Source organism: uncultured Deefgea sp., from assembly GCF_947072475.1.
GTDB lineage: Bacteria > Pseudomonadota > Gammaproteobacteria > Burkholderiales > Chitinibacteraceae > Deefgea.
This window is the reverse complement of sequence record NZ_CAMTIA010000001.1, coordinates 242,041-253,610: the sequence shown is the minus strand read 5'-3', so window position 1 is coordinate 253,610 and position 11,570 is coordinate 242,041. Positions and strand designations below refer to the sequence as shown.

Annotated in this window: 14 protein-coding genes; 1 reads left to right on the top strand and 13 read right to left on the bottom strand. The window is 50.0% G+C overall.

Features of this window, described 5'->3' with window-relative positions; genetic code table 11:
- From Q0V82_RS01200 to Q0V82_RS01190, 3 genes are all read right to left on the bottom strand, one after another.
- A partial coding sequence (locus Q0V82_RS01200; protein WP_297572007.1) for an ABC transporter ATP-binding protein/permease occupies positions 1-1,418 on the bottom strand: 1,418 nt, incomplete at its 3' end.
- Positions 1,419-1,520: 102 nt separating this feature from the next.
- Positions 1,521-1,913, bottom strand: coding sequence for a hypothetical protein (locus tag Q0V82_RS01195; protein ID WP_297572005.1), 393 nt, complete (start codon positions 1,911-1,913; stop codon positions 1,521-1,523).
- A 150-nt stretch (positions 1,914-2,063) separates the two neighbouring features.
- A complete protein-coding gene (locus Q0V82_RS01190; protein ID WP_297572004.1) occupies positions 2,064-3,770 on the bottom strand; it encodes a glutamine--tRNA ligase/YqeY domain fusion protein in 1,707 nt (568 codons plus the stop codon).
- 121 nt (positions 3,771-3,891) lie between these two features.
- Here Q0V82_RS01190 and Q0V82_RS01185 point away from each other — a divergent pair, with 121 nt between their 5' ends.
- Positions 3,892-4,221, top strand: coding sequence for a DHCW motif cupin fold protein (locus Q0V82_RS01185; RefSeq protein ID WP_297572003.1), 330 nt, complete (start codon positions 3,892-3,894; stop codon positions 4,219-4,221).
- A 119-nt stretch (positions 4,222-4,340) separates the two neighbouring features.
- On the opposite strand, the gene Q0V82_RS01180 is transcribed toward Q0V82_RS01185, so the two are convergent.
- The 10 genes from Q0V82_RS01180 to gspF all read right to left on the bottom strand — a co-directional run bounded on the left by Q0V82_RS01180 (position 4,341) and on the right by gspF (position 11,480).
- On the bottom strand, positions 4,341-5,582 hold the full coding sequence (locus Q0V82_RS01180; protein ID WP_297572013.1) for a uracil-xanthine permease family protein: 1,242 nt from the start codon (positions 5,580-5,582) through the stop codon (positions 4,341-4,343).
- Between the two features lie 163 nt (positions 5,583-5,745).
- Positions 5,746-6,378, bottom strand: a complete 633-nt coding sequence (gene upp / locus Q0V82_RS01175; RefSeq protein ID WP_297572002.1) for a uracil phosphoribosyltransferase — start codon at positions 6,376-6,378, stop codon at positions 5,746-5,748.
- Positions 6,379-6,527: 149 nt separating this feature from the next.
- Entirely contained in the window at positions 6,528-7,436 is a 909-nt protein-coding gene (gspK, locus tag Q0V82_RS01170; protein ID WP_297572001.1) for a type II secretion system minor pseudopilin GspK, read from the bottom strand.
- Positions 7,433-7,993, bottom strand: coding sequence for a type II secretion system minor pseudopilin GspJ (gspJ, locus tag Q0V82_RS01165; protein WP_297572000.1), 561 nt, complete (start codon positions 7,991-7,993; stop codon positions 7,433-7,435). Before gspJ ends, gspK begins: the two co-directional genes overlap by 4 nt.
- 4 nt (positions 7,994-7,997) lie before the next feature.
- The gene (gspI, locus tag Q0V82_RS01160; RefSeq protein ID WP_297571998.1) at positions 7,998-8,369 is read right to left on the bottom strand and encodes a type II secretion system minor pseudopilin GspI; all 372 of its coding nucleotides are present in this window, start codon (positions 8,367-8,369) and stop codon (positions 7,998-8,000) included.
- Positions 8,369-8,848 (bottom strand): GspH/FimT family pseudopilin, encoded by a 480-nt coding sequence (locus tag Q0V82_RS01155; RefSeq protein WP_297571996.1) that lies wholly within the window; start codon positions 8,846-8,848, stop codon positions 8,369-8,371. The genes gspI and Q0V82_RS01155 overlap by 1 nt, the downstream gene beginning before the upstream one ends.
- Before the next feature lie 24 nt (positions 8,849-8,872).
- Positions 8,873-9,289: a hypothetical protein gene (locus Q0V82_RS01150; protein WP_297571994.1), complete on the bottom strand. Its 417-nt coding sequence runs from the start codon at positions 9,287-9,289 to the stop codon at positions 8,873-8,875.
- Positions 9,280-9,699 (bottom strand): type II secretion system major pseudopilin GspG, encoded by a 420-nt coding sequence (gene gspG / locus Q0V82_RS01145; protein ID WP_374758510.1) that lies wholly within the window; start codon positions 9,697-9,699, stop codon positions 9,280-9,282. The genes Q0V82_RS01150 and gspG overlap by 10 nt, the downstream gene beginning before the upstream one ends.
- 66 nt (positions 9,700-9,765) lie before the next feature.
- Entirely contained in the window at positions 9,766-10,269 is a 504-nt protein-coding gene (locus tag Q0V82_RS01140) for a GNAT family N-acetyltransferase (RefSeq protein WP_297571990.1), read from the bottom strand.
- Positions 10,270-10,277: 8 nt separating this feature from the next.
- A complete protein-coding gene (gspF, locus tag Q0V82_RS01135; RefSeq protein WP_297571989.1) occupies positions 10,278-11,480 on the bottom strand; it encodes a type II secretion system inner membrane protein GspF in 1,203 nt (400 codons plus the stop codon).
- Between the last annotated feature and the right edge of the window lie 90 nt (positions 11,481-11,570).

Below are 11,570 nucleotides of genomic sequence, written 5' to 3'. Positions count from 1 at the left end.
AATTCAAGCAAATCGGCCAACGTGGCGTCTTCGTGTCTTGCCGCTTGTGGGTAATACAGGGCGGCGCGCAAGGTGCCCAATGGCATATAGGGTTTTTGCGAAAGAAATAAGGTTTGCGTCGTCTGCGGCATCGCCAATTCACCCGAAGCATAAGGCCACAGCCCAGCTAAGGTTCGCAATAAACTCGACTTACCTGAGCCCGAAGCCCCTCGAATCAACACTGAATCACCCGCCCGCAATTGCAAATTCAAACGATCAATCAGCAACTGACCATTGGGTTTACTAACGCAAATCTGCCGCCACTCAATGCCCTCTTCTTTGGTTTTCACCGCCAAACGGGGCAAGGCTTGTGCCGCTTGCAAACTGGTTTCAAAGGTCGACAAACGATCAATAATGGCTTTCCAATTGGCCAAGGTGCTAAAGCTGCCGATGACAAAATCCAAAGCGCCATACACCTGGCCAAAGGCCGAATTAATCTGCATTAAGCCGCCAAAAGAAATTTCTTTGGCAAAAAAGCGTGGCGCAGCAACAATCAGCGGAAAGATAATCGCCAATTGTCCCCAAAACGACGTAAACCAAGTGAGTTTTTTATTTCGGCGCATCAAGGCCCAAAAATTGCCCACTACCGCATTAAATCGCTGCGATAAGCGCTGCTGCTCTTCTTGATCGCCATGATATAAAGCAATCGACTCGGCGTTTTCGCGCACGCGAATCAAGCCAAAACGAAAATCCGCTTCAAAGCGTTGCTGCAAGAAATTCAAACTCACCAAAGGCCGACCCAATAGCACGGTAATCAACGAGCCAATGACGGCATAAATAAGCGCCACCCAGACCATATAGCCATGAATGGTGACCTCTGAGCCCGCCAGCATAAAGCTAATCGGCCCCGATAGCGTCCACAAAATACCAATAAATGACACCAGTGTGACCAATGCTCGCAACAAGCCCAAAGATAAAGACAGCGAAATCGAAATAAACTGCCCCACATCTTCGGCGATCCGCTGATCTGGATTGTCCGTACCTTGATCAGTTAATTGAATCCGGTAAAAATTATTATCCGCCAGCCAGCGCGCCGTAAAATGCACCGTTGCCCAGCGTCGCCAACGAATCTCCAGCATTTGCTGAAACCACATCGCGTATACCGCAATCACGATATAGATAAACGCCAAATAACCAAATTTATATAAAGCCTGCTCAAAACCCTTTTTATCGAGGTTTTGCATCGTGTCGTAAAACTCTTTGTACCAGCTATTAAACTGCACATTCATAAACACCATGCCGAGCGATAGCGCAATAATCAGCGCCAATAAGCCCCAAGCTCGATATTTTTCTTCTGATACCCAATAGGGTTTGGCCAATTGCCAAAAATTGCGAAACAAATGACTCACTTTTGGCACTTGCGCGGCGTTTGTATTCATTGATATGAGCTCAACTCGGTCAAAAACGATAGCAATAAAAACGGGGGTTACCCCCCAGTTTGTCGAATTACTCCGCTACGACAACGCGGCCAATCTCGTGTTTTATTGGCAGGGTTTTTGCGTCCAGCCTTTACTCGCAGCACGTCGACATTGCCAATCTTGTTTTACGCTGTCGATTAACCACACATTCAATTCATCATTAAAGTGAAGCGCAAATTGATAGCGCTGCGCTTTCACTGCATCATCCAGCAGTCCTTGCATTTGCAATGCCAAGCTGACTTTTTTGGTGTCTTCGGCACTGGCTGATTTTTGCTGAATCAGCAGTTCGCGATACTCGCCAATCCCATACTCATTGGCCACCCGATCTTTCAAATAATCAAAAGCCACTTGCACCGGCGCACTACCGACTTTACCGGTGTAAATCACAGGTGAGGCTGTTTCAGCCATTGCGGTGCTACTCAAAGCGGCCAGCAGCAAGACAAGCATTGATTTCATCTGAGTTCCAAAAGTATTAGAAATATTAGAGATAGTAAGTTGGGTTAGCGTAGCGTAACCCGACAGCGTCGAGCTCAACCTTCGCCTAACCCAGCATCGCAAACGTCGGGTACGCCTTAAGCTAACCCGACCTACAGTACGCTGACCTAATTACTTCGCCCAACTGTCTTTCAGCGTCACCGTGCGGTTAAACACTGGCGTGCCACCCGCTTGATGCAGATGACGATCGGTAATGAAATAACCCAAACGCTCGAACTGATAACGGGTTTCTGGTGCCGCATTCACTACGCAGCTTTCGACATACGCAGTGATGGAAGTCAGCGACTCAGGATTGATAAATTGGGTGAAATCAACATACTGGCCATCGTCACCACGCACCGCATCAGGGCGCGCTTCGGTAAACAGACGCTCGTACAGATTCACCGTTGCTGGCACGGCGTGCTCAGCAGAAATCCAGTGGATCACGCCTTTGACTTTGCGGCCTTCTGGGTTTTTGCCTAGCGTTTCGGTATCCAAACTGCAACGCAGCTCAATCACTTTGCCGCTCGCGTCTTTCACCACTTCATCACACTTAATCACGTAGGAATAACGCAATCGCACTTCCGAGCCAACGGTCAGACGTTGCCAGCCTTTGGGTGGTACTTCAGCAAAGTCGTCTTGCTCGATCCAGATTTCACGCGCAATCGGGATTTCACGCTCGCCAAATTCTTCGTGATGCGGATGGAACGGCGCACTACGCGAACCGGTTACGCCCGCTTCAAAATTAGTTAACGTGACTTTAAGTGGATTTAAAACCGCCATCACGCGTGGGCTACTGCCTTCAAGCTGCTCGCGCACCGCGCCTTCAAGCGTGGTGAAATCAATGATGTTTTCGCCTTTAGAAACGCCAATGCGCTGCGCAAACAAACGGATGCCTTCAGGGCTATAACCACGGCGACGCATGCCGCTAATCGTCGTCATGCGTGGATCGTCCCAACCCGAAACAAAATTGCCGGTCACCAATTGATTGAGTTTGCGCTTCGATGTGATCGAATACAGCAATTCAAGGCGCGAGAATTCGATCTGCTGTGGATGGCATTCCAAGCTGATATTGTCGAGCACCCAGTCGTAGAGCGGACGGTGATCTTCAAATTCCAAAGTACACAAACTGTGGGTAATGCCCTCTAAGGCATCAGAGATGCAGTGTGTGTAGTCATACATCGGATAAATGCACCAGCTATCGCCAGTCTTAATATGCGTCGCACGTTTAATGCGATAGATCACTGGATCGCGCAAATTTAAGTTTGGCGATTGCATATCGATTTTAACGCGCAGCGTTTTGCTACCGTCAGCAAATTCGCCAGCACGCATGCGCGTGAATAAATCTAAGTTTTCTGCTGGCGTGCGCTCACGGAACGGGCTGTTGCGGCCGGGCTTTTGAAAATCGCCACGGTAGTCGCGCATTTGGTCGGCATTTAATTCACACACATACGCTTTGCCAGCGTTGATCAACTCAACGGCGTAGCCGTAAAGCTGCTCAAAATAATCTGAGGAGTGGCGCACATCGCCATTCCAGGCAAAACCCAACCAGCGCACGTCGTCTTCAATCGCCTTGGCGTATTCATCGTTTTCTTTTTCTGGATTGGTGTCATCCATGCGCAAATTGCACAGACCGTTGTAATCTTGCGCGATGCCAAAATTGAGGCAAATCGATTTAGCGTGGCCGATGTGCAAATAGCCGTTTGGCTCAGGCGGAAAGCGCGTCTGCACCGCGGTGTGCTTGCCGCTGGCTAGATCGGCATCAATGATTTGGCGGATAAAATTACTGTTTACAGGTGCGGTTTCTGCACTCGCTGCAGGGCTCATTTTTTCACTCATTGCGGCTCAAACTCTGGAGTTGTCTTTTATAAGTAGCGATTCTACCAAATCAACGCGCTCACTGCCTTCTCTATCGCAGCGCGTGGTATAAAGTGGCCATTATTGGAATGAGAATCATGCCATGCAAATCGCAAATATTCCTTTTGGCGTTACCGACTGGGCCAATATCGAAAAAACCGCACACCCCGGCATCACAGGGATGGCGTATTGGCGTACCCAGCAATTTGATGCGATTCGAGTGCGAATGGTCGAATATAGCGCAGGCTATCTCGCCGATCATTGGTGCAACAAAGGGCATATTTTATTGTGCTTAGCCGGTGAATTAATGACCGAACTTGAAGACGGCCGCAGTTTTACACTGAGCGCAGGCCATAGTTATCAAGTGGCAGATTTCGCTGAAGCCCATCGCTCCTCTACCCGACTCGGTGCCACGCTGTTTATTGTCGATTAAACACCGCCCTACTTTGCATAAACGACAGACACAAAAAAACCGCTATCGCAACTAGCGCAATAGCGGCCTTGGGTATTTCAATCTAAGTCATAAAATTCAAGGTTTAGACAGCAATACCCTTAAATATCTTGCCCTTCAACAATCCCATCGTGGTGCTTATCGGCTGGCAGCAATAGATTTAAAGCAATCGCCAATACGCTCACCAAGCCCACACCGGCCAAGTTGAAATTACCCACTTGCACCATCAAACCGCCGATACCACAAGTGAGCACCACCGACACAATCACTAAATTACGTGGTGCCATTAAGTCGAGCTTACTGTCGATCAAGGTTTTCAAACCAATTGAGGCAATCGTACCGAACAACAGCACCATAATACCGCCCATTACTGGCAATGGAATCGACACCAAAATCGCATTAAATTTGCCAAAGAACGCCAAAATCACCGCCAAAACTGCCGCGTAGGTCATGATCACCGGATTAAAATTACGCGTAATCATCAGAGCACCAGTCACTTCAGAATACGTCGTAATGGGTGGGCCACCGACCATACCGGCAAAACACACGCCGAAACCATCACCGGCTAAAGTGCGGTGCAAACCGGGCTTCACCGTGTAATCTGTTCCTGTAACTTTACCTACCGCCATCACCGCGCCGATATGCTCAATCGTTGGCGCAATCGCCACTGGCAACATAAACAAAGCCGCGGCCCAATTGACTTCAGGCGTCACAAAATGCGGCATTGCAAACCATGGCGCTGCGGCAATGCTCGACAAATCAACCACCCCTAAAAAGATAGCCGCAACATAACCCACCACCACGCCGGATAAAATCGGCACCAAGCGCAACATACCGCCAGCAAATACCGACACCGTAATCGTCGTTGCCAACGACAAAGCCGCTAGAAATAACGACACGCCGTAAGGCACCAGCTGCTTACCGCCGCCCTGCCCCATCGCCATGCCAGAAGCCGCGACCGCCACCGACAAGCCAATCACCATAATCACCGGACCAATCACTACGGGTGGCAGCAATTTATGGATAAAGCCCATGCCGCGCCATTTAATCAAACCGGCGATGATGAAATACATAAACCCAGCAAAGAATAAACCGAACTGCGTAGCGGCCTGCCCCCAAGTTTGCATGGCAAAAATAATTGGGCCGATAAAAGCAAATGACGAACCTAAAAAAATCGGCACTTGCCGACGAGTAATCAACTGAAACATCAAAGTTCCGACACCGGCACCGAGTAGCGCCATCGCCGGATTAAGCCCGGTCAAAAGTGGCACCAGCACCAGCGCGCCAAAGGCGACAAATAAAATTTGTGCCCCAGATATAAATTGTTTTACTTCGGAAAACATGATTTCTCCCCAAGCGGTCACGCTGACATGATTCATGTTCGCGTGCCGTCATTGATTTTATTAATAGGTCTAAATTTAATATTGCAGCATGGCCAGTAGAGGCCTAGTGCGGTACGAGTAAGGCAAGAAGCAAAAACCTGTGTTTTGCCACGCCAAGTACGACTTACTTAGAAATTGTACCGAAAATCTTGTCGCCAGCATCACCCAAGCCCGGAATGATATAGCCTTGCTCATTCAGATGCGAATCGAGTGAGGCGGTCACAATCTGCACATCAGGATGCTTTTCATTCACCAATTTGACGCCCTCTGGTGCGGCAACCATCACGATGGCGACGATTTCTTTGCAGCCATTGCGTTTGAGCATATCGATCGTTGCCACCAAAGAGCCGCCTGTGGCCAGCATTGGATCAATAATCAAGGCTAAACGATCTTCTAAATCGCCAACGAATTTTTCAAAATACGGCACTGGCTGCAAAGTTTCTTCATCGCGCGCTAAACCCACTACGCTGATTTTGGCCGAAGGCACTAAATCGAGCACGCCGTTAAGCATGCCCAAACCGGCGCGCAAAATAGGTACAACGGTGAGTTTTTTGCCTTTGATTTTTTTAACGGCCACTTCACCGCACCAGCCATTGATCATTACGTCTTCGAGTGGCAAATCACGCGTGGCTTCGTAAGCCAGCAAACGCGCTAACTCTTCAGTCAGCAAGCGAAATTTATTGGTCGAAACATCCGCTTCGCGCATTAAAGCCAATTTATGTTGGACCAAAGGGTGATTAACGACAGTAATCTGCATGATGCGCTTCTCGATATAGGAATGCCGCCATTGTAGGCTTTTCAGCGGAAAGTGCCATCGTAGTAATTGTGCTTACATGCATAAAACCAAGCGATCTTGATCCAGCTCATTGCGCACTTCATTCGCGTTATTTGGCGCACTTTCACCGTTTAATACATTCTTTGAACTGACAGCACCACGGGCATGTCACTTTTTGAGCGATCCAGCAATGCGCGGTGCTGCATCAAGACCTTACCAAATCGCGCGCCCATCTCGGACCAGAAATATTGGCTTTTTACTGTCAGCAATTGCGCGGGTACTTGAGCTTGAACTTCCTTGGGTAAATGCCCAGTTAAATCGGCAGGGCTATTGAAGTATTGGCTTCTACGCTTTGATAGGGCTTGCTCAGCGGCCGATACGGTTAGCTTTGGTATCCAAGCGGCGAGCACTTCAGGCGAAGCAAAATTGACATTGAGTGCCGTTGCCACCGGCAAGGTCACAATACTGGGCTCAAGCTGACGCATCACCTCGGGCGTATACCCCGCTATATTCGCCAACTCATGGCCATCAATCAGCGGCAGCCAGATTTTCTTTTCGCCCTGCTGCACTGCATGCAGCGCAAAATATTCGCGCAAGTTGTCCGCCAAATTACTCGGCAAACCTAAATTGGCTAATAAACGCGGATAAGCTGCCCATGCGGCTGCAACCGGCTGGCCGTTTTGATCGATTAAATTACCTAAGTTAAATCGGCCATTGAGCTCAATCAAGCGACCACTCATGGCGCCATTTTCGATTTTAATTTCTGGAATCGGTACCGCCCACGGCTTACGTAAATGATCGGGCTGGCCCGCTCGAGCATCGTCCCGTAAGGTGAGGCGCACCAATTGCAGCACCGACCATGTTGCCGCACGCGCCTCAGCGGTGTCTTTACGGATTTCGAGCTGTTGTAGCGCCCGTTGCTGGCGCACCATCAATAAGCCTGCGATGGATGCAACTAAAGCCGCCACCATCAAGGCGGCGATAATGGCAACGCCGGTTTGCCGAAAGGCTCGGCGGTTTGGATTGATTTTGCGCTTCATGGCAGTAAAAAAATCCGTTCAAAATCGCCTACGCGCTGCGCAAAAGCCAACCGAATGCGGATCGCCCGAGGCCGACTACTGGCCTCCGTCCATTGCGCACGCCACTGATTTTTGGCGTCGAGAAAGTCAATCTCGCAACGCGTTAATTGCGCCAGCAGCTGATGCGTCACGCCCTCATCACCTGCTTGCAAATCAGCGCGTGGATACAGTTTCAGATTCAGCGCCTGATCTTGGCACTCATAAATTCCATGTAATGGCGCTCGATCACCGTCAAAACGAATAAATTCCAATCCCACCGGCGCCTCGCTACGGCTCACGCTACGCAGCGGCGGATTGAGTCGCCCCGCCGCATCGCGCCAAGGCCTTGGCGCGATTTGGCTTAAATCGCTTTCCATTCTTTCAAAAGCCAAGGTGAGCTCGCGCCAATATTGTGTTTCGCTGACCACCGCACTGCGCGTATCAATCACCATACTGACGCCGCGATAGGTGATCAAACTCATGATCGCAAACACTGCCAGTGCAACCAAAACCTCCAGCAAAGTAAATCCACGTACCATCGGCTTAATCCACCCGCGCAGCATAAAATACCTGCTGCGCCAAAGCATGCTCAGGGTCACTCGGCACCGAGACTAAAAGCTCAATCCGGCGGAAACTATAATTGGGCGTTGGGCTGACATTCATTCGATAAATAAACGCCTCCCCGCCTTGCTGCACTTGCCCTTGTGTGGAGCCGGTTTCTGGAAACACCCGCATCGCCAAATGTTGATTGACCAAATTACTCGCCACCCAGCTGGCCAATGTGCGTGTGCGATAGGTGATTAAGGTGTCGGTTGAGCCCATCACCAATTTAGCCGCCGCCGCCAAAGTAATGCCCAGCACCGCCAGCGCGATCAATACTTCCACCAAGGTGAAACCCCAAGATCGGCGAGCCATCAATGCGCCGCTACCGCTTGAACTTTAAACCGTCCCATTACATCGCCCGTGATTTGCCATTGCGTATCTCGCCCCTGTAGCTCAAGTTCAAAAGATTCAATCACTCCATCGGCGGGGAAAATAATCTTGTCACCCAAAGGGCGATTTTGCTGATTGATTTTTTGCCCGCGAACGTGCACCCCTTCCGCCCACGGCAAGGTGCGTAAACCTTCACGATCTTTTAATACTTCCCACTCTTGGCGCTGATTTTTAAACCAAAACTGATACGCCGCCCCATCGCTAGTCCATGCCAAAGTAAGGCCGCTAGCCAAAGCCTCATCGCGCGCCGCTTCAAATTGCAGCACCAAGCGCTCAGCCGCCACTTGCGCGCCATCCCCCCGATTAAAATGAAACACCGTCACGCTAGTGACAATCAAAATAATCGCCGTCACCACGAGGATTTCGAGCAGAGTGAAACCCGACTGTCGATCCGATGACATGTTTTTTTGAACGATCAATGAGAGTTAATTTCCTAAAGGTATCGTTGCGTTCGTAGTAGCAACGATTTTGCGTAGCGAGAATCGCAAAGACCAGGCAGGAGAAAAACCGGAATTTACATCAAGTAAATGAGGATTTTTCCCCGCAGCAATAACGCCGGATTTGCGGTTCGCAGTCGCACCAATTTTGCGTAGCGAGAACGGCAAAGACCAGGCATTGCGGTGAGAAAAACCGGAATTTACATCAAGTAAATGAGGATTTTTCCCCGCAGCAATAACGCCGGATTTGCGGTTCGCAGTAGCACCGATTTTGCGTAGCGAGAACGGCAAAGACAAGGCATTGCGAGGAGAAAAACCGGAATTTACATTAAGTAAATGAGGATTTTTCCCCGCAGCAATAACGCAGTATTTGCGGTTCGCAGTAGCAAAAATCATTATTGCCATGAGCCGATCAAATTCTCGGGCTTATCCGCTCCCGCTTGGCCTTCTGGGCCATAGCTCAAAACGTCAATTTCGCCGTGAACACCAGGATTTAAATACACATAATCTTGGCCCCATGGATCTTTCGGGGTTTTCTCGAGGTAACCGCCGGATTTCCAATTCATCGGTACTGGATCTGCACTTGGCTTTTGCACCAAGGCTTTTAAGCCTTGTTCAGTCGTCGGCAGGCGACCGTTGTCTAATTTATATAATTTAAGCGCCGCCATAATCGACGACACATCTTGCTTGGCAGCGACAATGCGCGCTTCATTCGGTCTATCCATAATTTTGGGCACAATCAACGCACCCAAAATCGCTAAAATCGAAACCACCACTAAAATCTCAATCAAAGTAAAACCACGACTTGCTTTCATTTCTACTCCACAGGGGTATTGAGCCATAAGGCAAACTAAATCAAACATTCAAAGCAATACATCATACTAAAGCGGCTGACGTCGAATTCTTGCCATGTAATAGGCGTTCACATAACGGCCATCGCGAAAAGCATAGTCTTTGCCCTCTCCTTCAACTTCAAATCCAAACTTGCGATATAAAGCAATCGCCGCCTCGTTGTCGACATACACCGTAATTTCTAGGCGGTGAATATTTTGCCAGTTATCGGCTAAATCAATGGCGGCGGCGAGTAACTGACTACCAACGCCTTGCCCTTGTGCATCATCGCGAACCCAAATGCCAAACCAAGCAATATGTCGCCGACGAAGGTGCGGATCAATCCCCAGCATCAAATGACCGAGCAACTGCCCCTCTCGCAGCGCAACTAAACTCACCGTGCTTAAAGGCAAGTCACTCAACATTTTTTGCCATTTAGTTGGGTTGCCATAAGGCAAATCTAATGTACCGGCATACGCCTTGGGCCCAGCATGCACCGCATTAATCGCTTCAATATCGGCCATGGTGCTATGCCTAATTTCGACTTGCTGCATCTAACCTCCTATTTCACCAACTGATTCATCTCGAACACCGGCAACAAGATCGCCATTACAATCACCATCACCACGGCGCCCATCACTAAGACCATCACTGGGCCGAGCAAACTGGTGAAGGCGGTGACTTTGCGATCGAGCTCTTTGGTTTGCTCAATCGCCGCCCGATCGAGCATCAATGCCAAACGCCCGGTGGCTTCGCCGCTGGCGACCAAATGCAGCAATAAAGGCGGAAACACCGCTGCCGCTTTCATCGCTCGCGCCAAACTGACGCCTTCACGCACTTGGGCGGCGACCTCGGCTACCGCGCTTTGCAGTTTGAGGTTGCTCATCACGCCTTCGGCCGCATCGAGTGACTTTAATAAAGGCACACCGCTGCCGGATAAAATCGCCAAGGTACTGGCAAAGCGGGCGGTATTGGCCAGGCGATCTAAATACCCCAAGAGCGGCCATGTTAAACGCCAAACGTGAAAGCGTAATTTCAACTCAGGTTTTTTAAGCGCATAAAACGCCGCCACACTGGCCACCATTAAGGCGAGCAACACCCAGCCGCCGATACTTTGAATCGCCGCGCTCGTCCACAGCAGTACCCGAGTCAGTAGCGGCAGCGTTTGTTTGGCCGACTCAAACACTTGCACCATTTGCGGCACCACCCAGGTGAGCATGCCTAAAATCACCAAGGCCGATACCAGCATCACCACCGCCGGATAAATAAACGCAATCGCAATTTTGCTATTTAAGTCGCCCCGCGCCTCAAGGTAATCGGCCAAGCGCTGCATCACGCCAGCAAGCTTGCCCGATTCTTCACCGGCTTTGACCAGCGTGCGATACAGCATTGGGAAAACGCGCGGAAATTGCGCCATACCTTGCGACAATGGCATCCCAGCCATCACGTCTTGCCGCAAACCCGCCAGCACTTGCTGCGTTTTGCGATGCTCGGTTTGCTCTCCCAATACAATCAACAGCTCGTCAATGGTTAAACCGGCATCGAGCAGCGCCGAAAACTGCCGCGTCAGCGTGGACAATTGCTGGCTCGATAGGCTTAAACGGGCAGACTGTTGCTCAACATTTTGCGCTGGCTGCAATTGCGTGGCCAGCAAGCCTTGCTCGCGCAATAGGCTGCGGGCATGGCGCGGCGAATCGGCGTCAATTTGCCCACGACGTACTTTGCCACCCACAATTGGCAGCGCTTGATAAATAAATGCAGTCACGAGTATCGCTTGCGGGGTTTGAACCACCCCAGTCAAAAAAATGGTCGATTAAATGAGAATTGCCATATTACAGTCATTTAGTTGTGATTC